This window comes from Pseudomonas fragi, from assembly GCF_900105835.1.
In the GTDB taxonomy this organism is placed as follows: domain Bacteria; phylum Pseudomonadota; class Gammaproteobacteria; order Pseudomonadales; family Pseudomonadaceae; genus Aquipseudomonas; species Aquipseudomonas fragi.
Genome location: NZ_LT629783.1, coordinates 1,270,033 through 1,291,880, shown reverse-complemented (window position 1 = coordinate 1,291,880; position 21,848 = coordinate 1,270,033). Strand labels below are relative to the sequence as shown.

Below are 21,848 nucleotides of genomic sequence, written 5' to 3'. Positions count from 1 at the left end.
GCTGGATTGCGCAGGGGCCTGGCTTGCTGTGGGAGCGGGCTTGCTCGCGATGCAGGCCGCTCGGTTTATCTGATCGACCGAGTGGCTGCTATCGCGAGCAAGCCCGCTCCCACAGTAAGGGGGGGATTACAGATGCAACGCATGCCCCAGCGCGCGCAACGCCGCTTCCTGCACGGCTTCACCCAGGGTCGGGTGGGCGTGGATGGTGCCGGCGATGTCTTCCAGGCAGGCGCCCATTTCCAGTGACTGGGCAAAAGCCGTCGACAACTCCGAAACACCCGCGCCCACTGCTTGCCAACCGACAATCAGGTGGTTGTCACGGCGCGCCACAACCCGCACAAAGCCGGTTTTGGCTTCCAGGGTCATGGCCCGGCCATTGGCCGAAAACGGGAAGCTGGCGCTGATGTAGTCCAGTCCTGCTTCTTGCGCCTCGACCGGGGTTTTGCCCACCACCACGATTTCCGGGTCGGTAAAGCACACCGCAGCAATGGCCGTGGGGCTGAACTCCCGGTGCTGGCCGGCAATGATCTCGGCCACCATCTCGCCCTGGGCCATTGCCCGGTGGGCCAGCATCGGCTCACCGGTCAGGTCGCCAATGGCCCACACATTGCGCATGCTGGTGTGGCAACGGTTGTCGACGCGAATGGCCGGGCCGTTCATGGCCAGCGCCAATGCCTCAAGGTTGAAACCTTGTGTGCGCGGGCGACGACCCACTGCCACCAGCACCTGATCGGTTTCCAGGGTCTGGCTCTGGCCCATGCGGTCGCGCATCGACAGGGTCTTGCTGCTGGTCTGGAAGCCTTCGACGCTGTGTTCCAGATACAGGGTAATGCCCAATGCCTTGAGGGATTCGGCTACAGGCAGGGTCAGATCCTTGTCGTAAGTCGGCAGGATTCGGTCGCGGGCTTCCACCACCGTAACTTCGGCGCCGAGCTTGCGGTAGGCGATACCCAGTTCCAGACCGATATAGCCCGCGCCGACCACGGTCAGGCGCTTGGGAATGGCGGTGGGTTGCAGGGCTTCGGTGGACGAGATGATCGCGCCGCCAATGGGCAGGATCGGCAGGTCGACCGTCTGCGAGCCGGTGGCCAATAACAGGTGTTCGCACTCGATGCGTTGCCCGTCGACTTCCACGGCCTTGCCATCGAGAATGCGCGCCCAGCCATGGATGACCTTGACGCCATTCTTTTTCAGCAGTGCGCCGACGCCGCTGGTCAGGCGGTCGACAATGCTGTTTTTCCACTGCACGCTCTGGCCGATGTCCAGGGTCGGGGCCTGGGTCTTGATCCCCAGCGGCGAGGTGCCGCTGCTGTAGCGCTGGGTGGTGTGGAATTGTTCGGCAACGTGAATCAGTGCCTTGGACGGAATGCAGCCGACATTCAGGCAGGTACCGCCCAGCGACTGGCCTTCGATCAGTACCGTCGGGATGCCCAGCTGGCCGGCGCGGATCGCCGCCACATAGCCGCCGGGGCCGCCACCGATAATCAGCAGCGTAGTGTGTTGGGTTGGCTGCATGTTCACTCCACAAACAGGGTGGCAGGTTGTTCGAGCAAGCCACGCATGGCCTGGATAAATTGCGCCGCGTCCATGCCGTCGACCACGCGATGGTCGAAGGAGCTGGAGAGGTTCATCATTTTGCGGATGACGATCTGGCCCTTGACCACCACCGGGCGCTCGACGATGCGGTTGACGCCGATGATCGCCACTTCGGGCAGGTTGACCACCGGCGTGCTGACGATGCCGCCCAATGCTCCCAGGCTGGTGAGGGTGATGGTTGAGCCGGTGAGTTCTTCACGGGTGGCCTTGCCGGTGCGCACGGCGTTGGCCAGCCGGGCGATTTCATCGGCAGCGCCCCACAGGTTGAGGGTTTCGGCATGGCGCACCACAGGCACCATCAAGCCGCCGTCGCTTTGCGCGGCGACGCCGATATGGGCGGCGCCGAAGCGGGTGATGATTTGCGCTTCGTCGTCATAACGCACATTGATCTGCGGGAAGTCGCGCAAGGCCACGACCATGGCCCGCAGCAGAAACGGCAGCAGGGTCAGTTTGCCGCGGCTTTCGCCCCATTTCTGATTGAGCTGGGCGCGCAGTTCTTCCAGGGCGGTGACGTCCACTTCCTCGACATAGCTGAAGTGTGCGGCGCGGCGCTTGGCGTCCTGCATGCGCTGGGCGATCTTGCGGCGCAGGCCGATCACCGGGATCTGTTGCTCGTCATTGCGAATCGCATAACCGCTGGCCGGGGCCACGCCGGTGCCGGCGTCGCGGGCCAGGTAGGTATCCAGGTCGTCATGCAACACGCGCCCGGCCGGGCCGCTGCCCACCACAAAACGCAGCTCGATGCCCGCATCCCAGGCGCGCTTGCGCACGGCCGGGGAGGCCAGTGGCCGTTCATTGGCTTCACGCGCCACAGGCGCGGTGCGCTGCACGGGCGCCGGCTTGATCGACGGTGCGGCCACGACGGCCACTTCAACCCGGGCCTGGGGGGCGGCTTTGGTAGGGGCGGCCACAGGTTCCGCTGCAGTGACAGGCTGTGCGCCTTCGCGCAGGTTGCCAGCACCTTCGACTTCAATGCGGATCAGCTCGCTGCCCACGGCCATTACTTCGCCAGGCTGGCCACCCAGGGCCAGCACGCGGCCAGCCACGGGGGAAGGAATATCTACGGTGGCCTTGTCGGTCATCACATCGGCGACCACCTGGTCTTCGCTGACCATGTCACCGACTTTGACAAACCATTCCACCAGTTCAACTTGCGCAATGCCTTCGCCAATGTCCGGCATCTTGATAACGTGCGTACCCATTCAGACCTCCATAACCCGTTGTAGTGCCGCACCCACTCGCGCCGGGCCAGGGAAATAAGCCCACTCCTGAGCATGGGGATAGGGGGTATCCCAGCCGGTAACACGCTCGATCGGTGCTTCCAGGTAATGGAAGCAGTGCTCCTGGACCAGTGCGATCAGTTCGGCGCCAAACCCGCAGGTACGGGTGGCTTCGTGAACAACAACGCAACGGCGGGTCTTTTTCACCGAGGTGACGATGGCGTCCAGGTCCAGCGGCCAGAGGCTGCGCAAGTCGATGACTTCAGCGTCGATGCCGGTTTCTTCGGCGGCGGCCTGGGCCACATACACGGTGGTGCCGTAGGTCAGGATGGTGACTTCAGTGCCGGGGCGCACGATGGCGGCGCAGTCCAGCGGGACGGTGTAGTAACCGTCGGGCACGGCGCTGGCCGGGTGTTTCATCCAGGGCGTTACCGGGCGGTCGTGGTGGCCGTCGAACGGGCCGTTGTACAGGCGTTTTGGCTCCAGAAAGATCACCGGGTCATCGTTTTCGATGGCGGCGATCAGCAGACCCTTGGCGTCGTAGGGGTTGGACGGCATCACGGTGCGCAGGCCACAGACCTGGGTAAACATGGCCTCGGGACTCTGGCTGTGAGTCTGGCCACCATAGATGCCGCCGCCGCAGGGCATGCGGATGGTCATTGGCGCGATAAACTCGCCGGCAGAGCGGTAACGCAGGCGCGCCGCTTCAGAAACAATCTGGTCGGACGCCGGGTAGAAGTAGTCGGCAAACTGGATTTCGGCTACCGGGCGCAAGCCATAGGCGCCCATGCCCACGGCGGTACCGACGATGCCGCTTTCCGAGATCGGTGCGTCGAACACCCGCGAGCTGCCGTACTTGGCCTGCAGGCCTTCAGTGCAGCGAAATACGCCGCCGAAGTAGCCCACGTCCTGGCCAAACACCACCACGTTGTCGTCGCGCTCAAGCATCACATCCATGGCCGAGCGCAGGGCCTGGATCATCGTCATGGTGCTGGTACTCACGGCGTTCTCCATCTGAATTTTATTGTTGTCGTTCATCTGGTTATAACCCCAATTCCTGGCGTTGCCGGCGCAAATGCTCGGGCATGTCCTTGTACACGTCTTCAAACATGCTCGCGGCGCTCGGGATTTGCCCACCGGCCAGGGTGCCGAAACGCTCGGCTTCCTTTTGCGCGCCGATGATTTCGGCTTCCAGTTCGGCGCTGACCGCAGCGTGCTCTTCTTCCGACCAGTTGCCGGTGGCAATCAGGTGCTGCTTGAGGCGAATAATTGGATCGCCCAGCGGGAAGTGGCTCCAGTCATCTGCAGGGCGATACTTGGACGGGTCGTCAGAAGTGGAGTGCGGGCCTGCGCGATAAGTGACCCATTCGATCAGGGTTGGGCCCAGGTTGCGCCGTGCGCGCTCTGCGGCCCAGGCCGAGGCGGCGTACACCGCGATAAAGTCGTTGCCGTCCACCCGCAGCGAAGCAATGCCGCAGCCCACACCGCGCCCGGCGAAGGTGGTGGACTCGCCACCGGCAATGGCCTGGAAGGTGGAAATGGCCCATTGGTTGTTGACCACGTTGAGGATTACCGGGGCGCGGTAAACGTGGGCAAAGGTGAGGGCGGTGTGGAAATCCGATTCGGCGGTGGCGCCGTCACCGATCCAGGCCGAGGCAATTTTGGTGTCGCCCTTGATGGCCGACGCCATGCCCCAGCCAACCGCCTGTACGAATTGGGTGGCCAGGTTGCCGGAAATACTGAAAAAGCCGTAGTCACGCACCGAATACATGATCGGCAATTGCCGACCCTTGAGCGGGTCGCGTTCGTTGGACAGCAACTGGCAGATCAGGTCGACCAGTGGTACATCGCGGGCCATCAGAATGCTTTGCTGGCGGTAGGTGGGGAAGCACATGTCGTCGATATTCAGGGCCAGAGCCTGGGCGCTGCCGATGGCTTCTTCGCCAAGGCTTTGCATATAGAACGACATTTTTTTCTGGCGCTGGGCGACCACCATGCGCGTGTCAAAAATACGCGTCTTGAGCATGGCGCGCATGCCTTCGCGCAATACCTCGCTGGATACGCCTTCGGCCCAGGGGCCCAGGGCCTGGCCCTGGTCGTCGAGCACGCGGATCAGGCCTTTGGCCAGGTCGGCGGTATCGGCAGGTTCTACGTCGATCGGCGGCTTGCGCACCAGACCGGCATCGGTCAGGCGCAGGTAGCTGAAGTCGGTCTTGCAGCCTGGGCGGCCGGAGGGTTCGGGAACGTGCAGGCGCAGCGGTGCATATTCATTCATGGCTTTCTCTACGCTCGATCTTGTCGTGTTTATAGGCGCGGGAGCTAGGTGATACTGTCGAAGATCTGTCTGATAAAAGCCCAGATCTTGTCCTACAACAATCATATTCCTGACGCCGAAGAATATTTCTCTGTAGTTCGTTGTGCTTTGCAGCGTTTAAGGATAAGAATTCTGCATAAACATAAAAAACAGGTGCTTTTGTCTCATGCGCAAGCTAGATCGAACCGATATCGGGATTCTCAACAGCCTTCAGCAGAATGCGCGCATCACCAATGCGGACCTTGCGCGTTCGGTAAACCTGTCGCCGACGCCGTGTTTCAACCGGGTCAAGGCCATGGAAGAACGCGGCCTGATCCGCGAGCAGGTGACCTTGCTCGACGCCGATATGCTGGGGCTACACGTCAATGTTTTTATCCATGTCAGCCTGGAAAAACAGGTCGAGGAAGCCCTGCAGCATTTTGAAGCGGCGATTTCCGATCGCCATGAAGTCATGGAATGCTACTTGATGGCCGGCGACCCGGATTACCTGATCCGCGTGCTGGTGCCCAGCATCCAGGCGCTGGAGCGCTTTATGATGGACTTTTTGACCAAGGTGCCCGGGGTGGCCAATATCCGCTCCAGCTTTGCCCTCAAGCAGGTACGTTACAAAACCGCATTGCCGCTGCCGCCCGGCGGGCTGACCCTGGAGGAGTGATCACACCCGCAGCCGCCAGCGCTCGTTGAAGCGCAGGTCGACCACCGACAGCGGTTCCACGTCAATCAAGTTGAAAGAGGCGGTGGTCGCGGCCAGGGCATGTAGAATCGCCGCGCGGATCACAAAAGGGTGGGTCACCACGGCAAAGTGGCCATCTTCACGAAACTCGTCGAGCCAGGCGCTGACCCGCAGGCACAAATCCTGTACCGACTCGCCGCCGTGGGGGGCCGAGCAGGGGTTGTTGATCCAGTTGTTCAGCGCCTGGGGCATGCTCTGTTGCAGGTCACACAGACGCTGCCCTTGCCAGTCGCCGGTATCGTAATCACCCAGGGCGGGCACGATTTCAATTTCGCCGCCCAGCGCCTGGGCGGTTTGCAAGGTGCGGGTTTCGGGGGCACAGAGGATGCGCACCGGTTTTTTCAGCCTGGCACTCAGTTCCGCTGCCAGCAGCAAGCCCTTGGGGTCAGCCGGCTCGTCCAGGGCAAAGCGCCCCAGACGCTGTGCCTCGGTGCGCGCATGACAAATAAAGCTGAGGCGGGTGGGCATGCTCAAGTCCTTGGGGGTATCGGGTTGCGGGTGACTGCGTGTGCTCGCCCTTCAAGTCAGTTTAGGCGAGTATTATGACGGCGTAATCCACTCTCAAGGTACTTTGCAATGGCTGCTGCTCGCTTGAAAAAAGTCTTCAATACCGCTGCATTGCTGGCACTGATGGCCAGCGCCAGTGCGGCGTTTGCCCATGCCCACCTCGAATCATCCACACCTGCCGCGGGGAGTACGGTGGCCAGTGCCGACGAACTGCGCCTGGTCTTTACCGAAGGCGTGGAGCAGGCGTTTACCAAAGTGGTAATCAGCCATGACCAGACGCCGGTGGCGGTGAGCAGCCTCAAGACCGAACCGGGCAACCAGAAGGTCCTGATCGTGACCCCGGCGCAGCCCCTGCCAGCAGGCACTTACCAGGTGAAGTGGAACGCGGTGTCGGTCGATACCCACAAGAGTGCGGGCGATTACAGCTTTACGGTGAGCCACTGAGTTGATTGTCAGCGCAATGGTGGTGTGCCGGTTTGTGCATTTCTGCGTGGTGCTGCTGATGTTCGGGGCCTGTGCCTTCAGGCTCTTGTTGCCGGCGGCTGGGCTTCGTGTGGAGATGGACCGACAGTGGCGCCCGGTCAATCGCCTGCTGGCGTGGGTGGGGCTGGGCAGTGGCCTGGCCTGGTTGCTGCTGACGACCCACTCGATGGCAGGCAGCTGGCCTGACACGCTGGCCCCGGCGACGCTGTGGCTGGTGTTGGGCAGCACCTTTTTTGGCCAGGTGTGGGCGTTTCACCTGCTGTTCTGCGTGTTGCTGCTGATTGCCCTGTATGCGCGTGCGGGTTTTTACCTTGTCGGGACGCTGGCGGTCCTGTTGCTGGCCACGTTGGCCCCGGTGGGGCACGGCGCAATGCTGGATGGCTGGCGCGGGCAATTGCTGATGCTTAACCAGTGGGTGCATCTGCTGTGTGTCGGGGCCTGGATCGGCGGGCTGCTGGGGTTGCTGCTGACGCTTGTGCGGCCCGCGGCACAGGACGTGGCGGCGGTGTTGCAGCGCTTCAGCAATCTGGGGTTTGTCCTGGTTGCGGGGATTATTCTTACGGGGCTGATCAATACCCGGGTGCTCACCGGTGCGCTCTGGCCTACACCCCTGTTTGAGGGGTTCGCCCTGATCTTGTTGATCAAGGTGACGCTGGTGGGCGTCATGCTCTTGCTGGCGCTGTTCAACTTGCTGATGAGCCGCAGGGGGCACTTCGCCGTATTGCGCCGCAGCGTGGCACTGGAATGGCTGTTCGGGCTGGCGGCGGTGGCTGCCGTGTCGTTGCTGGGTACCTTGCCGCCGCTGGTGGTGGGGTAAAAGCCGGAGTGCATCCATTCGTAGCAGCTGACGAGTAGAACGAGGCTGCGTCCGGCTGCGCAGCAGTCGTCAATTCGGTCAGCCCGGTGGTTTATGCCTACCGCGAACACCGGGTTTACGGCCGCTTCGCGCCCGGACGCAGCCGTCGTTCCTCGGCAGCTGCTACGTATGCCGCTAGATCAGCAAAAACACGCCCAGCAATCCACCGAACACCAACCACTTCTCGGCGTAGTAACGCGTGCGGTTGCGTTTTTTCAGCTCCTTGCCGCGCAGGCGAATCTTGTACAGCCGGGTAAAGGCGCGGTTCAGGGCACCGGTTTTGTCAGTGGCAGCGTTCGGTGAGCTGGCGGACGCCATCACCGTGCGGCTGAACCACTGGTTGAAAGCGCTGGCCCAGCGATATTGCATCGGGCGTTCGATATCGCAGAACAGGATGATGCGGTTTTTATCCGTGGTGTTTTCGGCGTAATGAATAAAGGTTTCGTCAAATATCACCGCTTCGCCGTCACGCCACGCATAGTTTTCCCCGTCGACATTGATATAACAGCCCGGGTCGTTCGGCGTGTCCAGGCCCAGGTGAAAACGCAGGGAACCTGCATAAGGATCACGGTGGCGCACCAGCTTCGAGCCGGGTGGCAACTCGGCAAACATGGCGGCCTTGATAGTCCCGATGCCGTTAAGCAGCTCGATGGTGCGCGGGCACAGCTCGACCGCTGAAGGGTGATTGTCGCCGTACCACTTCAGGTAAAAGCGCTTCCAGCCGCTCTTGAAAAAGGAGTTGAAACCCACGTCATTCGGCTGTTCGGAGCGCTTGATCGCGCCCGCGGTCATCAGGTTGCGCGCTTCTTCGCGGATTTCCTGCCAGTGCTCCTGCAAGGGTTGCAGCTCGGGAAAGTCGCCAGGCTTCAGATACGGCTGGCTGGGGACCTTGGAGAACAGGTACAGAAAGCAGTTGATGGGCGCCAGAAAGGTGGAGTGATCGCTCAACTGGCGACCGAGTTTATGGCGAACCTTGCCCCGCAGGTGGACATACGCGATGGATAAAACGTAAACAGCAATAATGATGAGTTTCAAGAGTATCGTCACAAGTCAGGAGAAACGCAGCCCGGCAAACACGCAAGTGGCCCGACATCTCGTAAGAAATATCGGGTACTGGTGCCGCTTTTTGGGAGCCAATATGTAAGGTTAAAGCAGCACTTTGGCCATTTTCCAGCCTTTCATAACGTTTTTGTCATCTTTGCTTACAGTCTTTGGTCGTGTTGCGGGTGCCGCCCTGGTATGGAAAAAGCCGCTTCAGGCTTCGTTACCGGCGTATTTTCCCAGCAAGGCATCGACTTCGGCGGTCCCAGGGGCGGTGGCGGGGCCGCGGCGGGTAACGGCCAGGGCCGCTGCTGCATTGGCTCGCGTCGCCGCGTGTATGGGGCTGTAACCGGCCGCCAGTGCGGCAATCATCACCCCGGTATGGGCGTCGCCGGCACCGTTGCTGTCGACAGCCTGGACCTTGAACCCGGCCACAGGCTGCTGACCATGCCTGTCGCTGACCCAGCAGCCCTGCGGGCCGTCGCGCGCAACGCTGACGCAGCCTTCGGGCAGGCGGGCGGCCAGGGCGGGCAGGGCGTCGAGCAGTCTCGGGCTGGCGGTGAAACTGCGTGCCTCGGCGCTGTTGCTGGTCCAGAGGCTCAGGCGCGGCAGCAGGGCGTTGAGCAGTTGCGGGGCGATATCGGCCAGTAACGGGCCGGGGTCGAACGCCACATGCACGCCGGGCGCCAGGCTCAGGATCCAGCGCAACAGAGGTTCGGCCTTGTGGGCATGCAACAGGCTGTAACCGCTGACATAGACGTAATCATCAGGCTGGACGCTGACCTGTGCCAGATCCTCGGCAGACAATCCGCCTTCGGCGCCGATACAGGAAATAAAGGTCCGCTCGGCGCTGGCTTCGGTGAGGGCCACGCACACGCCGGTGTCCTTGCCCGGGTCGATGGCCAGGGACAGCTGGATACCTTCGGCATGCAGGGCCTCGCGGGCCAGATCACCAAACCGGCCCTGGCCGTGGCGACCCAGGTACACGCTCTGCAGGCCATTGCGTTGGGCGGCGGCCATCACATTGAAGCCACCGCCTGCGTAAAAACAGGCGTCATGGGCCAGGACATCGCCACCGGAACGGGGCAGGGTGTCCAGCGCCATCGCCAGGTCGACGATCACCTGGCCGGTATGCAGCAATCTAGCCATGGGTGGCCCCCGGTGCGCAGCGGCGGCGGTCTTTGGCGCCGCCCGACAGGGCATACAAGCCCGCGGCGACTGCGAATGTGACGACCCAGCCAAGGCCGTTGTGGCCCAGCCATGAATCGGCCAGCGGCCCGACAAACCAGTCCGCATCCGAACTGCCCACCCGGGTAAAACAGAACCCCAGCACCAGCGCGATGGCCCAGGCCCCCAGTGCGCGCCACTCGATGCCGCCCTTGTACCAGTAGGCGCTGCGGGGGCTGACGTCGAGCAGGTCGTGGGCGCTGTAATAATGGCGGTGCAGCAGGTCGACGATAAAGATCGCCACCCAGGCCGTGATTGGAATGGCCGTGAGTGAGATAAACGTGATGAAAGGGCCGTAAAAACTGTCGGCAAACAGCATGAAGTAAATCGAGCCACAGAATATGGCCACGATGTCCACGACCACGGCCTGCACCCGCTTGATGTTCACGCCCAGGGTCAGGGTCGTCAGGCCTGCAGAATATACTGACAGATGATTGGACAGCAGCAGGCCGCCAAAGGCGCTGAGCAGGTAGGGCACAGCCATCCAGGACGGCAACAGGTTGCGGATGGCCGCAATGGGGTCGGTGGCGGATGCCAGCGCGTGGTTGCCCACGGTCAGCAGGCCGCCAAGGGTGATCAGCAACACCAGCGGGATCCCTGCGCCCCAGGCCGCCGAGGCCACCAGTTGCGAGGCGCTGACGCTGTGTTTCTGGTAGCGCGACATATCGGCACCGGCGTTGGCCCAGCCGATGCCGGTGCCTGCAGCCATGATGCCAATGCCGATAATCACGGCGCTCATGGGCGCGGGACTGGCGTTCAATACAGCTGGCCAGTCGATGGTGGCGCAGAGAAAACCGCCCACCAGCAGGTTGAGCGCGCCAAACACATAGGTTGCCCACTTCTGGATCACCAGCAGCGTGGCATGGCCAAGCCCGGAAACCGCCAGGGTCAGCAGGGTGAAAATACCGATAAATACCAGGGTCAGCAGCGGAGCGCTTTTGGCTTCGGTGGGGGTGTTGAACAGGATCGTGCTCAGAGACAGCAACACGAAAGCGGCGGTGGTGGTATTGACCGTTTCCCAGCCTACCCGGGACATCAATGACACCAGCGTAGGCGCCATATTACCGCGCACGCCGAAAATGGCCCGCGACAATGTCAGGCTTGGCGCTCGCCCACGTCGTCCGGCAATGGAGATAACGCCGACCACGGCGAACGAGCCTGCGGCACCGATCAAGGCAACAATCACCACCTGCCAGATTGCCAGTTGATGAAAGGCCACCAGCGTGGCCCCCAGCGGCAAGCCGAGAATGCTGATATTGGCGGCAAACCAGACCCAGAACAGTTGAAGCGGGTTGCCCTTGCATTCGCTTTCGGGGACGGGCTCGATGCCGCGGGTTTCCAGTTGCCCGGCAGAGTGCCCGGCGTCAGGGGAGGTCATGGCGTGTAGCTCCTGAAGCTGTTGTTATCGTTGTAGGCAGGCCGGGCTTGGGTGTGAGGCCCGTCGTGGTGCAGTCAAGGGCAGGGGGTCAGCTGTGGCGAAGGGCTAGCAAGTCGCGCACCAAGGGGTCCAGCTGCATGCTGTTGACCGCGACGATTTGCTTGATCAGCGCCGCAGGCCAAAGTTGCAGGCCGCCGCAGGCACCCAGCATGGCGCCGAGGATGGCGGCAATGGTGTCGGTATCGCCGCCAATGCTGGCGGCCATGCACAGGGCATCGAAGCTGCTCAGGGATCCGCTGGCCACGCGCTGGGCGAGGGCAAAGGCGGCGACCACGGACTCTTGAGAGGCGACCGATGTGCCGATCACGTCATACAACAGGTCGCCGATATTGTCAGGGTTGCACTCGCGACTGGCCTGCCTGGCCCAGCGAATGCGCGGGCCAATGCGGCCGCCAGCCACCCAGTGGCCGTGGTGTTCGGCCATAAACGCCATTTCAGTACCGGCATTGAGGGCGTGCTCAAGTTGTGTGCCATTGAGCCCGCTGGACACCACGGCGGCAACCGCGGCGGCACTGGCAATCCCCAGGCTGGTGTTGTGCGTCACCTGGCAGGCCTGGACCACAGACTGGATAAAACGCTCTGGCTGGCGCACGTCGCTGGCGATGCCCACCGGGGTTATGCGCATGGCTGCGCCGTTGGTGGTGCCATGACGCCCGGACTCTTCGGGGCTGTGGCCCGCGAGGATCATCTCGATTGCACGCTTGGTCGACGGCCCCAAAAGGTCCTGGGAGCCTTTGGCCTGCATGTTGGCTTCCCAGGCAATCAGGCGTTGGGCAAGCAGGTGCGGGTCAATGCTGCCCCGGCCTTCGACCAGCAGTTGGCCAACCAGGATGGCCTGCTCGGTGTCGTCGGTAATTGAGCCTGCAAGCATGCCCGGGGCGATGGGCTGATCGGCGGGGGCGTTTTCAAGGGTGCCAATGTGGCCAAAGCGGGACAGAATCTGCCCGCGGCTCAACGACTGGGTCGGCATGCCCAGGGCATCGCCCAAAGCCAGGCCATAAAACGCGCCCAGCGCTCGATCCATCGCGGTCATGTGGGTGTTCCAAACGAGTGGTACATGCGAAAGTGCTGTGGGTCCAGCCAACTTTCGACCATTTCCATCAAGCGCCCCTGGCGGTCGTAAGTGGTGCGCAACGCCTTGAGAAATACGGTCCCGGCAGGGCGCCCGAGCATGAGGGCGTCTTCTTCGTTGAGGGGTTCGGCGCCAATCCATTGGTCGCCGCGATCTGCGACAAAACCGTAGGCTGCCAGGGTTATGGTCAGGGAATCGTCGATCAGGCCAACCCTTGGCAAGCCTTCCAGGCCACCGGTCGCGGGCATCAGCGAGCGCTCCAGGGAGATGGCGGTGCCATCGTCCCGGCGCCGACGACGTTCCAGGATAATAAATTGGCTCAAGCCAAATTGATGGAGCAGATCCGGGCGCTCTATGGCCTGGAGCCTGAGCTGCTCAGTGTGGATGCGGGCACCGGTGCTGGCCAGTGCCTGGGTCCAGCCGTTGTTCTGGTCGAGGGTAATACCGTCATAGGTGACGATGGCGCCGCCTTCATTTTGCGTGGCTATATATTTTCGCCTTTCCAGTTCCGTCAGTGCTGCACGCAACGTGCTGTGGCTGACGCCCAGTTCTTGAGCCAATTGGTCTTCTCCTGGCAGTGGATTGCCGTCTGCCAGGAGACCGCTTTCGATACGGTGGACGAGCTCGTCGACCACCCGTTGTTGTTTGTTGAATCGAACCTGTTTGATCATGCCGAAAGTAATAGCTCAGCAATTGAGGTTCGGCAATATTCTCAACCTGGTATCAACCATAAAGGGGTGGTTATAACGGCTGTTGCGTGTAAGCAAGGATGCCTTGCGCCGGCGGGCAGCCCCGGCGCAGGGGGGGACGGGTGTTTCAGCCGCACGCCTTGAGGTTGACCGGACCCACGAACTCGTTGCCGCGGCCCATCACACAGGCCACCGCCTGATTGCGCTGGCGCTCCCAGGCCTGGACCGGATAGGTCTTGTTCCACGCCTCGTACAGCTGGCGGTCCTGTTTTGACAGGCGCAAGTTGTATTGCTTGCTCATATAAAAGTAGGTGCGGGCAATCATGCCGCGAATGGAGGGCCGGGGCATGACCTTCTTGGACTTGAAATCAACCTGTGTCAGGCACGAGCCATATTGGCCCTTTTGCACGGGCAGCCAGCCAAAACTGAAGTTGTTTCTGTCCCCGTTGACCTCGCCGATGCTGGGCACTAGGTTGTGCAGGTCCGCTTCGGCCACCTTGAACACCGGGTCGTTGCGGGTGCAGTTTTTGCGTCCACCACTTTGCCAGCACTGGCGCTGATGACCGATCTGCCAGGCGGGCACGATATGCTCCCACTCAATCCGTGCGGCGCGGTTGGCATTTTTGCGTGGGGTATAGCCACAGGCTTTCAGGTCGACACGGTTGCCGGTGTATTTGCAGCCGCAGTAGAACTCGGTGGACTGCGGTGCGTAGAGCTTCCAGGCGACTTTCTTGGCTTCGCTGAAGGTTTGCGGGGCGCCAGCGTGAGCGCTTAAAACGGTAAAGAGACTGACCAGTGCCAGTAAACAAACCCTCATCGACTCAATCTTCCTCAGGCACAGTCCAGAACACGTTAATGGCACCATCATCGCGATAGGCAATGGTGACGTTGTCGTTTTCGGAAATTTCTTCGATCAGGCGTTCCCAGAACTCGGGGTTGTCGCCTTCAAGTCGTTCAAGCACCGCCATCTTGTCTTTTTGCGCTTTGGGCGAACTGATGATTTTTTGTATACGCGTGCCGAAAATTTCGTAGGGGCTCGGTGGGGTCGGCTCTTTCGCCGCTTTTTTAGCCATGATGCGATCCTTGGTGTGCTGTATGCGCATACAGTATTTAACTGCGCCAGATTTGGCAACTGTTTGCTGCTTTGGCAAGCAAACCGGCGCTTGGTTCTGGGCGCAAAAAAAAACCGCCTCCCGGAGGGGAGGCGGCTTATTGAATCGCAAGTGCTTGAAACTCCGGGTTTAGTACTCCCAGAACATGCGCTGCAGCTCTTTGCTGTCCTGGGTCTTGGTCAGTGCAACCATGGCCAGGATGCGGGCTTTCTGAGGGTTCAGGTCGTGGGCGACCACCCAGTCATTCTTGTCGTCCGGCTGTTCTGCGTTACGCAGTACGAAACCGCCGCTGTTAACGTGAGAAGAACGAATGATTTGTACGCCATCTTTGCGCAGGGCTTGCAAGGTTGGCACTACGCTCGACGCCACCGAACCGTTGCCGGTACCTGCGTGGATGATGGCCTTGGCGCCGGATTGGGCCAGTGCCTTGTAGGCGGTGTCGTCTACATTGCCGTAGGAGTAGGCGATGCCTACGTTTGGCAGGCTCTTGATGTTTTTGATGTCGAACTCGGAATCCATGGTGTGGCGCTTGGCCGGCAGGCGGAACCAGTAGGACTTGCCTTCAACCACCATACCCAGCGGGCCCCAAGGGCTTTTGAAGGCTTCGGTCTTGATGTTGATCATTTTGCTGACATCGCGACCGGACTGGATTTCGTCGTTCATGGTCACCAGCACGCCTTTGCCGCGCGCTTCCTTGCTGCCAGCAACGGCAACGGCGTTGTACAGGTTGAGCATGCCGTCAGCCGACATGGCAGTGCCCGGGCGCATGGAGCCGACCACGACAATCGGCTTGTCGGTTTTTTCCACCAGGGTCAGGAAGTAAGCGGTCTCTTCCAGGGTGTCGGTGCCGTGGGTGATGACGATGCCATCGACATCATCGCGTTCGGCCAGCTCGGCAACCCGGCGGCCCAATTGCAGCAGGTTGTCGTTGGTGATGCTCTCGGAAGCAATTTGCATCACTTGCTCGCCGCGCACGTTGGCCAGCTCGCTCAGTTCGGGAACACCGGCAATCAGCTTGTCGATACCGACTTTGGCTGCCGTGTAAGTGGCGCTGTTGGCAGCGCTGGCGCCTGCTCCGGCAATGGTGCCGCCAGTGGCCAGAATGATGACGTTGGGTTTGCCGGCCGCTTCTTGCGCCTGGGCAGTTGGCAGAGCCAGCAGCAGTGCCAGGGCACCTGGAATGATTGATTTCAACACAGCATTTTTCATTATTTTTTCTCTTATTAGTGAGTGTGCCGATGTACGCACACCGAGCACGGCACGCGCCATCCATTGGCGGCGTGCGGCGTAGGTGAAGCACTATCTATGCCAGTGGCAAAGGCTCTGGGTGGCCCGTTCAAGCCACTGATTCACAGGGTCCAATGTCACTTGCTGCAAGCTCTGTTGCGAGCCTGGACGGTTTCCCGAACAAAGGCAGGTTTTATGTTCGGAGAATCGAATGCGCCGTGGGGTGGACAGGGGCTTTTTTCACGTTGACAAATAACCAGCGGTTTTCCATAGTGAGGTTCAAGCAAACGTTTGCGCGGCGTTTTTTGAGCCTGTGATGACAGGCACTCACCCTGAGCTGTTGCCCGTCACACGGCGCTTGGCATTCAGGTGTAGCGCAGGCAGGACGTTGCTCACAATAATCATAAGATCGGAGTTACTGCCATGAAGCTGCCATTTGCTGGTCGCCTTCTCGCTGTCGCCATGCTGGCTGCAGCATCCCTCGCTCTGCCTCTCGCCCATGCCGAAACAGCGCCAAAGCCCAAGGTCGGGCTGGTGATGAAATCGTTGGCAAACGAATTTTTCGTCACCATGCAAAAGGGCGGCGAAGACTATCAAAAGGCCAATGCGGCCACGTTCGACCTGGTTTCCAACGGGATCAAGAACGAAACGGACACTGCAGGCCAGATCGACATCATCAATCAAATGATCATTGCCAAGGTCGATGCGCTGGTCATTGCGCCCGCAGATTCCAAGGCCCTGGTTTCGGCTATCAAAAAAGCCCGGGATCGCGGGATCGTAGTGGTCAACATCGACAACCAGCTGGACCCTGACGTGCTCAAAAGCAAAGGCCTCGATGTGCCGTTCGTGGGGCCCAACAACCGCCAGGGCGCGCGTGAAGTCGGGGAGTACCTGGCGACCAAGCTGCAGGCAGGCGATGAAGTGGGCATCATCGAGGGCGTGTCGACCACCACCAATGCCCAGATGCGCACCGCAGGTTTCAAGGATGCAATGACCGCTGCCGGCATGAAAATCGTGCCGGTGCAGTCAGGCAACTGGGAAATCGACGGCGGCAACAAGGTTGCAGCGGGCATGCTCAGTGAGTACCCGAACCTCAAGGCTATCCTGGCCGGCAATGACAGCATGGCCCTGGGCGCGGTGTCGGCTATCCGTGCCGCAGGCAAGGCCGGCAAGGTCCAGGTGGTGGGCTATGACAATATCGATGCGATCAAGCCCATGCTAAAAGATGGCCGGGTACTGGCAACGGCCGATCAGGCAGCAGCCAAACAGGCGGTTTTCGGCATTGAAACCGCGCTCAAGCTGGTCAGAAAAGAGCCGGTCGAGAACCTCAAGGACGGTGTCATCGACACCCCTGTGCAACTGGTCACCCACCCTTAATCAGGCCCGCTGTCGCAGGCACCTGCCCAATCGGCAGGTGCCCGGAGAAATGTCATGTCTGCACCTGATGCCAGCGTGGTCCTCACGGTCGGCGGGATTGGTAAAACCTATACACAACAGCCGGTACTGGCAGGTATCGATTTGTCGCTGTATCGCGGCGAAGTGCTGGCCCTGACGGGGGAGAATGGCGCCGGTAAAAGCACCCTGTCGAAGATCATCGGCGGCCTTGAAATGCCGACCCTGGGGCACATGCATTTCAATGGCCAGGCCTATGCGCCCGGCAGCCGCTCGCACGCCGAGAAGCTGGGAGTGCGCATGGTCATGCAGGAGTTGAATCTGCTGCCCACCCTGACCGTGGCGGAAAACCTGTTTCTGGATAATCTGCCCGGGCGCCTGGGCTGGATCAGCCGCAAGCAATTGCGCAAGGCGGCGATCGAGGCTATGGCCCAGGTTGGCCTGGAGGCGATAGACCCCGACACCCTGGTCGGTGAGCTGGGCATTGGCCATCAGCAAATGGTCGAGATCGCCCGCAACCTGATTGGCGACTGCCATGTGCTGATTCTCGATGAGCCCACGGCGATGCTCACGGCGCGTGAAGTCGAGATGCTCTTTGTGCAAATCGAACGGCTGCAAGCCCGGGGCGTGGCGATCGTTTATATCTCCCACCGGCTTGAAGAGCTGGCCCGTGTGGCCCAGCGCATTGCCGTGTTGCGCGACGGTTGCCTGGTGTGTGTCGAGCCAATTGCCGATTACAGCAGCGAGCAACTGGTCAACCTGATGGTGGGGCGCGAGCTGGGCGACCAGTTGGACCTGGGGCCGCGCAGCCTGGGTGAACCGGCGCTCAGGGTCACTGAGCTGAACCGTGCTGACAAGGTGCGCAAGGTCTCGTTTGAGGTCAGAAAAGGCGAAATATTCGGTATCTCAGGCTTGATCGGGGCAGGGCGGACGGAGCTTTTGCGCTTGATCTACGGCGCCGACTTGCCCGACAGCGGCACGGTTGCCCTGGGCTCACCGCTGCAGGTGGTCAGCATCCGCTCGCCCGCCGATGCCGTGAAGCAGGGCATTGCCCTGATTACCGAGGATCGCAAGGGCGAAGGTTTGCTGTTGAGCCAGTCGATCAGCGCCAATATCGGCCTGGGCAACATGCAGCGCGTATCCAGGGCGGGTGTGGTTGATGGCCAGCAAGAGGCGGCATTGGCCCGGCGTCAGATCGACGCAATGGGCATCCGCAGCAGCGGCCCCGAGCAGGTGGTGTCGCAGCTGTCCGGTGGCAACCAGCAGAAGGTGGTCATTGGGCGCTGGCTGGAGCGCGACTGTTCGGTCCTGTTGTTCGACGAACCCACGCGTGGCATCGACATTGGCGCCAAGTTCGATATTTACCGCCTGCTGGGCGAGTTGACGCGCCAGGGCAAGGCGCTGGTGGTGGTGTCCAGCGACCTGCGTGAGTTGATGTTGATCTGTGACCGCATCGGTGTGCTGTCTGCGGGGCGTCTGATCGATACGTTTGAGCGTGACAGCTGGAGCCAGGAACAGTTGCTGGCCGCGGCCTTTGCCGGTTATCAAAAAAGAGATGCGCTGCTCGCAGAAGCAGCGCCACAGGAAGCCCTATGAAAACCTCCCTCGCGCCGCGAAAAAATACCCATAACTACTATGGCATGGGCACTTACCTGGGGCTGGCAGGCGCCTTGCTGGCCATGATCATTCTGTTTTCCAGCCTGAGCGATCACTTTTTCTCCTATGACACGTTAAGCACCCTGGCCAACCAGATCCCGGACCTGATGGTGTTGTCGGTGGGCATGACCTTTGTGCTGATCATCGGCGGTATCGACCTGTCGGTAGGCTCGGTACTGGCCCTGGCGGCGTCTACCGTCAGCGTGGCGATTCTGGGCTGGGGCTGGAGCATCCTGCCGGCGGCCCTGCTGGGCATGGGCTGCGCAGCACTGGCCGGAACCCTTACCGGCTCAATCACCGTGGCCTGGAAAATCCCGTCTTTTATCGTGTCGCTGGGGGTGCTGGAGATGGCCCGGGGAGCGGCCTACCAGATGACCGGTTCGCGCACGGCCTATATCGGTGACGCTTATGCCTGGCTTGCCAACCCCATCGCCTTCGGCATTTCCCCCGCCTTTATCATCGCCTTGCTGATTATCGTGGTTGCCCAGGCAGTGCTCACCCGTACCGTGTTTGGCCGTTATCTGATCGGCATTGGCACCAACGAAGAAGCCGTGCGTCTGGCAGGTATTAATCCAAAACCTTACAAGATCCTGGTCTTCAGCCTGATGGGCTTGCTGGCCGGGGTAGCGGCACTGTTCCAGATCTCGCGCCTTGAAGCGGCAGATCCCAATGCCGGTTCTGGCCTGGAGTTGCAGGTGATCGCGGCGGTGGTGATTGGTGGCACGAGCCTGATGGGCGGCCGTGGTTCGGTAATCAGCACCTTCTTTGGCGTGCTGATTATCTCGGTACTGGCCGCGGGGCTGGCGCAAATCGGCGCGACGGAGCCGACCAAGCGTATTATTACCGGTGCTGTCATTGTGATAGCAGTGGTATTGGACACATACCGCAGTCAACGTGCACAGCGACGGAACTGAGCAATGGCAACGATTAAAGATGTCGCGGCAATGGCAGGCATTTCGTACACGACGGTTTCCCATGTGCTGAACAAGACGCGCCCGGTAAGTGAGCCGGTGCGCCTGAAGGTTGAGGAGGCCATTGCCCGCCTCGACTATGTGCCCAGTGCGGTGGCGCGTTCGCTCAAGGCCAAGACCACGGCCACGATCGGCCTGTTGGTGGCCAATAGCCTGAACCCGTACTTTGCCGAACTGGCGCGTGGTATCGAAGACTACTGTGGGCGCAACAACTACTGCGTGATCCTGTGCAACTGTGACGACGACCCCGACAAGCAGCGCAACTACCTGCGGGTGCTGCTTGAAAAACGGGTCGACGGGCTGGTGGTGGCTTCGGCAGGCGGGGATCTGGGCATGGCCAGCGGGCTGGTCGGGGTGCGTACGCCGATGGTTATCGTCGACCGCAGCCTTGAGGGTGTGGAGGCCGACCTGGTGTGCATCGATCACGAACTGGGGGCGTACCTGGCCACTCGCCATTTGCTGGAACTGGGCCATCGTGCCATTGCCTGTATTGGCGGGCCGGCCATCACCCGCGTCGCCCAGCTGCGTCGGGCCGGTTATCTGCGCGCGTTGGCAGAGGCGGGCGTGGCGGCGCCGCAGCACTGGATGATCGAGAGCGACTTCAGCAGTGTCGGGGGTTATCAGGCCGCTGTCGGCCTTTTGCAACACAACCCGCCATCGGCCATTTTTGCCTGCAATGACATGATGGGCATTGGTGTGCTGCGGGCAGCAGCAGAACGCAATATTCGGGTGCCGCAGCAGTTGTCGGTGATCGGTTTTGATGATGTACAGATGAGCCGCTATGTCTATCCGTCGTTGACCACGGTCGGGCAGTCAATAGTGCAATTGGGCGAAATGGCTGCGCAGTTGCTGTTACGCCGTATCGCATCGCCCGGGCGTGCGGTGGAGCAACGAATCGTCAAGCCCGAGATTGTGTTGCGCGAGTCCACTCGGGCTTATGCCGATGCCGCGTTCAAATCCCCCCAATCAATCACCGGATGAGTGTCGATACATGCAAGCAAATGTAGTGGTGGTTGGCAGCCTGAACATGGACCTGGTGACGCGCACGCAGCGGTTGCCGCGCCCGGGAGAAACGGTGTTCGGGCAGTCCTTTACGACGGTGCACGGAGGCAAGGGGGCCAACCAGGCGGTGGCAGCATCGCGCCTGGGTGCGGCTGTGGCTATGGTCGGTTGTGTTGGCAGTGACGCCTATGGCGTACAACTGCGCGACGGGCTGCTGGCCGACCGTATTGACTGCCAGGCAGTGCGCACCGTACCAGGCAGTGCAAGCGGCGTGGCGCTGATCACGGTCGCGGCTGATGGCCAGAACACTATTGTGGTGGTGGCAGGTGCCAATGGCTGCCTGGAGCCTGACGATATCCAGGCATTTGATCAGGTTTTGCAAGCCGCGCAGGTGCTTGTTTGCCAGCTTGAAGTGCCGATGCCTACAGTAGGTTATGTACTGGGTCGCGGGCGCGAACTGAATAAAACCGTAATTCTCAATCCGGCCCCGGTCAGTGGTCCGCTGCCTGGGGCGTGGTACGACGCGATCGATTACCTGGTCCCCAATGAGAGCGAGGCCTGGGCGCTCAGCGGCGTAGTGGTTGATGGCCTTGAGTCTGCAGAGCGTGCTGCTCGCCAACTGATCCAGTTGGGCGCGCGCAAGGTGATTGTCACCCTGGGTGCCCAGGGTGCGCTGTTTGTCAGTGCGCAGCGGGTTGCGCACTTTGCGGCGCCCAAGGTTGAAGCGGTCGATGCCACGGCGGCGGGGGATACCTTTGTCGGAGGCTTTGCAGCCGCGCTGGCGGCGGGGATGGCTGAAGATGACGCTATTCGCTTTGCCCAGGTAGCAGCAGCGTTATCGGTAACCCGCGCCGGTGCTCAACCCTCCATTCCCATGTTGCATGAAGTACAGGGCCTTGCCACACCATGAAAAAAACTCCGCTGCTCAATATCGCCCTGTCGCGGCTGATAGCCTCGTTGGGGCATGGCGATATCATTGTTATTGCCGATGCCGGGTTGCCCGTGCCCAAAGGGGTCGAGCTGATTGACCTGGCACTGACCCCAGGCGTACCGGACCTTGCCAGTACCCTGCAGGCCTTGCTCAGCGAGATGCAGGTGCAAAACCATGTGCTGGCCCATGAGCTGCTGCTGGCACCGTGCGCGGCGCTGTCATCCATTGAGGTGCATGCCAGCAAAGGGGCGTTGGGCTCGCAGCGTCTTCTCTCCCATGACGCTTTCAAAGAGCTTTGCCTGCAGGCAAAAGCAATTGTTCGCACAGGCGAACGCCACCCTTACTGCAATATTGCCTTGATATCAGGCGTCATCTTTTAGA

General features: G+C 61.0%; 22 protein-coding genes. 9 read left to right on the top strand and 13 right to left on the bottom strand.

Annotated elements, in window-relative coordinates; genetic code table 11:
- Positions 1–126: 126 nt before the first annotated feature.
- From lpdA to BLU25_RS05760, 4 genes are read right to left on the bottom strand one after another with little or no spacing between them, the layout of a single operon-like run.
- On the bottom strand, positions 127–1,515 hold the full coding sequence (gene lpdA, locus BLU25_RS05775) for a dihydrolipoyl dehydrogenase (protein WP_083369556.1): 1,389 nt from the start codon (positions 1,513–1,515) through the stop codon (positions 127–129).
- Positions 1,516–1,517: 2 nt separating this feature from the next.
- Entirely contained in the window at positions 1,518–2,798 is a 1,281-nt protein-coding gene (locus BLU25_RS05770) for a dihydrolipoamide acetyltransferase family protein (protein WP_016781433.1), read from the bottom strand.
- Complete coding sequence (locus BLU25_RS05765) at positions 2,799–3,854, bottom strand: alpha-ketoacid dehydrogenase subunit beta (RefSeq protein ID WP_016781432.1); 1,056 nt, start codon at positions 3,852–3,854, stop codon at positions 2,799–2,801.
- Between the two features lie 4 nt (positions 3,855–3,858).
- Positions 3,859–5,091 carry a 3-methyl-2-oxobutanoate dehydrogenase (2-methylpropanoyl-transferring) subunit alpha gene (locus BLU25_RS05760; protein WP_016781431.1) on the bottom strand — a complete coding sequence of 411 codons (1,233 nt, stop codon included), beginning with the start codon at positions 5,089–5,091 and terminating at the stop codon, positions 3,859–3,861.
- A gap of 205 nt (positions 5,092–5,296) precedes the next feature.
- Here BLU25_RS05760 and bkdR point away from each other — a divergent pair, with 205 nt between their 5' ends.
- Complete coding sequence (gene bkdR / locus BLU25_RS05755; RefSeq protein WP_016781430.1) at positions 5,297–5,785, top strand: Bkd operon transcriptional regulator BkdR; 489 nt, start codon at positions 5,297–5,299, stop codon at positions 5,783–5,785.
- Here bkdR and BLU25_RS05750 read toward each other — a convergent pair whose 3' ends face one another.
- Positions 5,786–6,331 (bottom strand): histidine phosphatase family protein, encoded by a 546-nt coding sequence (locus BLU25_RS05750; RefSeq protein ID WP_016781429.1) that lies wholly within the window; start codon positions 6,329–6,331, stop codon positions 5,786–5,788.
- A gap of 108 nt (positions 6,332–6,439) precedes the next feature.
- Between BLU25_RS05750 and copC the strand changes: the two genes are divergently transcribed.
- Both copC and copD read left to right on the top strand, forming a co-directional pair.
- Positions 6,440–6,814, top strand: a complete 375-nt coding sequence (gene copC / locus BLU25_RS05745) for a copper homeostasis periplasmic binding protein CopC (RefSeq protein WP_016781428.1) — start codon at positions 6,440–6,442, stop codon at positions 6,812–6,814.
- Positions 6,815–6,818: 4 nt separating this feature from the next.
- Positions 6,819–7,670: a copper homeostasis membrane protein CopD gene (gene copD / locus BLU25_RS05740; RefSeq protein WP_029611477.1), complete on the top strand. Its 852-nt coding sequence runs from the start codon at positions 6,819–6,821 to the stop codon at positions 7,668–7,670.
- Between the two features lie 174 nt (positions 7,671–7,844).
- Here the strand turns inward: copD and lpxO are convergent, their stop codons facing one another.
- The 8 genes from lpxO to BLU25_RS05700 form a co-directional block, all read right to left on the bottom strand.
- Positions 7,845–8,744: a lipid A hydroxylase LpxO gene (gene lpxO, locus BLU25_RS05735; protein WP_016781426.1), complete on the bottom strand. Its 900-nt coding sequence runs from the start codon at positions 8,742–8,744 to the stop codon at positions 7,845–7,847.
- A 219-nt stretch (positions 8,745–8,963) separates the two neighbouring features.
- Complete coding sequence (locus BLU25_RS05730; protein WP_016781425.1) at positions 8,964–9,899, bottom strand: PfkB family carbohydrate kinase; 936 nt, start codon at positions 9,897–9,899, stop codon at positions 8,964–8,966.
- On the bottom strand, positions 9,892–11,355 hold the full coding sequence (locus tag BLU25_RS05725) for a purine-cytosine permease family protein (RefSeq protein ID WP_016781424.1): 1,464 nt from the start codon (positions 11,353–11,355) through the stop codon (positions 9,892–9,894). Before BLU25_RS05725 ends, BLU25_RS05730 begins: the two co-directional genes overlap by 8 nt.
- A gap of 88 nt (positions 11,356–11,443) precedes the next feature.
- Positions 11,444–12,448 (bottom strand): ADP-ribosylglycohydrolase family protein, encoded by a 1,005-nt coding sequence (locus BLU25_RS05720; RefSeq protein ID WP_016781423.1) that lies wholly within the window; start codon positions 12,446–12,448, stop codon positions 11,444–11,446.
- On the bottom strand, positions 12,445–13,158 hold the full coding sequence (locus tag BLU25_RS05715; RefSeq protein ID WP_016781422.1) for a GntR family transcriptional regulator: 714 nt from the start codon (positions 13,156–13,158) through the stop codon (positions 12,445–12,447). Before BLU25_RS05715 ends, BLU25_RS05720 begins: the two co-directional genes overlap by 4 nt.
- Positions 13,159–13,303: 145 nt before the next feature.
- Positions 13,304–13,993 (bottom strand): endonuclease, encoded by a 690-nt coding sequence (locus BLU25_RS05710; protein WP_016781421.1) that lies wholly within the window; start codon positions 13,991–13,993, stop codon positions 13,304–13,306.
- A gap of 4 nt (positions 13,994–13,997) precedes the next feature.
- Positions 13,998–14,249, bottom strand: a complete 252-nt coding sequence (locus BLU25_RS05705; RefSeq protein ID WP_016781420.1) for a DUF1654 domain-containing protein — start codon at positions 14,247–14,249, stop codon at positions 13,998–14,000.
- 168 nt (positions 14,250–14,417) lie between these two features.
- The gene (locus BLU25_RS05700; RefSeq protein WP_016781419.1) at positions 14,418–15,497 is read right to left on the bottom strand and encodes an asparaginase; all 1,080 of its coding nucleotides are present in this window, start codon (positions 15,495–15,497) and stop codon (positions 14,418–14,420) included.
- 441 nt (positions 15,498–15,938) lie between these two features.
- Between BLU25_RS05700 and BLU25_RS05695 the strand changes: the two genes are divergently transcribed.
- The 6 genes from BLU25_RS05695 to rbsD are packed head-to-tail and all read left to right on the top strand — an operon-like array spanning position 15,939 to position 21,847.
- Positions 15,939–16,892, top strand: coding sequence for a sugar ABC transporter substrate-binding protein (locus BLU25_RS05695; RefSeq protein ID WP_016781418.1), 954 nt, complete (start codon positions 15,939–15,941; stop codon positions 16,890–16,892).
- A gap of 54 nt (positions 16,893–16,946) precedes the next feature.
- Entirely contained in the window at positions 16,947–18,503 is a 1,557-nt protein-coding gene (locus BLU25_RS05690; protein WP_016781417.1) for a sugar ABC transporter ATP-binding protein, read from the top strand.
- Positions 18,500–19,477 (top strand): ABC transporter permease, encoded by a 978-nt coding sequence (locus BLU25_RS05685; protein ID WP_016781416.1) that lies wholly within the window; start codon positions 18,500–18,502, stop codon positions 19,475–19,477. Before BLU25_RS05690 ends, BLU25_RS05685 begins: the two co-directional genes overlap by 4 nt.
- A 3-nt stretch (positions 19,478–19,480) precedes the next feature.
- Positions 19,481–20,515: a LacI family DNA-binding transcriptional regulator gene (locus tag BLU25_RS05680; protein ID WP_016781415.1), complete on the top strand. Its 1,035-nt coding sequence runs from the start codon at positions 19,481–19,483 to the stop codon at positions 20,513–20,515.
- A gap of 10 nt (positions 20,516–20,525) precedes the next feature.
- Positions 20,526–21,446 (top strand): ribokinase, encoded by a 921-nt coding sequence (rbsK, locus tag BLU25_RS05675; RefSeq protein ID WP_016781414.1) that lies wholly within the window; start codon positions 20,526–20,528, stop codon positions 21,444–21,446.
- Positions 21,443–21,847 (top strand): D-ribose pyranase, encoded by a 405-nt coding sequence (rbsD, locus tag BLU25_RS05670; RefSeq protein WP_016781413.1) that lies wholly within the window; start codon positions 21,443–21,445, stop codon positions 21,845–21,847. Before rbsK ends, rbsD begins: the two co-directional genes overlap by 4 nt.
- Position 21,848 lies beyond the last annotated feature (1 nt).

What these genes read in the sequence shown, in the direction of transcription:
- lpdA (WP_083369556.1), bottom strand. Translation starts at nt 1,515, where the DNA reads ATGCAGCCAACCCAACACACTACGCTGCTGATTATCGGTGGCGGCCCC.
- BLU25_RS05770 (WP_016781433.1), bottom strand. Translation starts at nt 2,798, where the DNA reads ATGGGTACGCACGTTATCAAGATGCCGGACATTGGCGAAGGCATTGCG.
- BLU25_RS05765 (WP_016781432.1), bottom strand. Translation starts at nt 3,854, where the DNA reads ATGAACGACAACAATAAAATTCAGATGGAGAACGCCGTGAGTACCAGC.
- BLU25_RS05760 (WP_016781431.1), bottom strand. Translation starts at nt 5,091, where the DNA reads ATGAATGAATATGCACCGCTGCGCCTGCACGTTCCCGAACCCTCCGGC.
- bkdR (WP_016781430.1), top strand. Translation starts at nt 5,297, where the DNA reads ATGCGCAAGCTAGATCGAACCGATATCGGGATTCTCAACAGCCTTCAG.
- BLU25_RS05750 (WP_016781429.1), bottom strand. Translation starts at nt 6,331, where the DNA reads ATGCCCACCCGCCTCAGCTTTATTTGTCATGCGCGCACCGAGGCACAG.
- copC (WP_016781428.1), top strand. Translation starts at nt 6,440, where the DNA reads ATGGCTGCTGCTCGCTTGAAAAAAGTCTTCAATACCGCTGCATTGCTG.
- BLU25_RS05730 (WP_016781425.1), bottom strand. Translation starts at nt 9,899, where the DNA reads ATGGCTAGATTGCTGCATACCGGCCAGGTGATCGTCGACCTGGCGATG.
- BLU25_RS05725 (WP_016781424.1), bottom strand. Translation starts at nt 11,355, where the DNA reads ATGACCTCCCCTGACGCCGGGCACTCTGCCGGGCAACTGGAAACCCGC.
- BLU25_RS05720 (WP_016781423.1), bottom strand. Translation starts at nt 12,448, where the DNA reads ATGACCGCGATGGATCGAGCGCTGGGCGCGTTTTATGGCCTGGCTTTG.
- BLU25_RS05715 (WP_016781422.1), bottom strand. Translation starts at nt 13,158, where the DNA reads ATGATCAAACAGGTTCGATTCAACAAACAACAACGGGTGGTCGACGAG.
- BLU25_RS05710 (WP_016781421.1), bottom strand. Translation starts at nt 13,993, where the DNA reads ATGAGGGTTTGTTTACTGGCACTGGTCAGTCTCTTTACCGTTTTAAGC.
- BLU25_RS05705 (WP_016781420.1), bottom strand. Translation starts at nt 14,249, where the DNA reads ATGGCTAAAAAAGCGGCGAAAGAGCCGACCCCACCGAGCCCCTACGAA.
- BLU25_RS05700 (WP_016781419.1), bottom strand. Translation starts at nt 15,497, where the DNA reads ATGAAAAATGCTGTGTTGAAATCAATCATTCCAGGTGCCCTGGCACTG.
- BLU25_RS05695 (WP_016781418.1), top strand. Translation starts at nt 15,939, where the DNA reads ATGAAGCTGCCATTTGCTGGTCGCCTTCTCGCTGTCGCCATGCTGGCT.
- BLU25_RS05690 (WP_016781417.1), top strand. Translation starts at nt 16,947, where the DNA reads ATGTCTGCACCTGATGCCAGCGTGGTCCTCACGGTCGGCGGGATTGGT.
- BLU25_RS05685 (WP_016781416.1), top strand. Translation starts at nt 18,500, where the DNA reads ATGAAAACCTCCCTCGCGCCGCGAAAAAATACCCATAACTACTATGGC.
- BLU25_RS05680 (WP_016781415.1), top strand. Translation starts at nt 19,481, where the DNA reads ATGGCAACGATTAAAGATGTCGCGGCAATGGCAGGCATTTCGTACACG.
- rbsK (WP_016781414.1), top strand. Translation starts at nt 20,526, where the DNA reads ATGCAAGCAAATGTAGTGGTGGTTGGCAGCCTGAACATGGACCTGGTG.
- rbsD (WP_016781413.1), top strand. Translation starts at nt 21,443, where the DNA reads ATGAAAAAAACTCCGCTGCTCAATATCGCCCTGTCGCGGCTGATAGCC.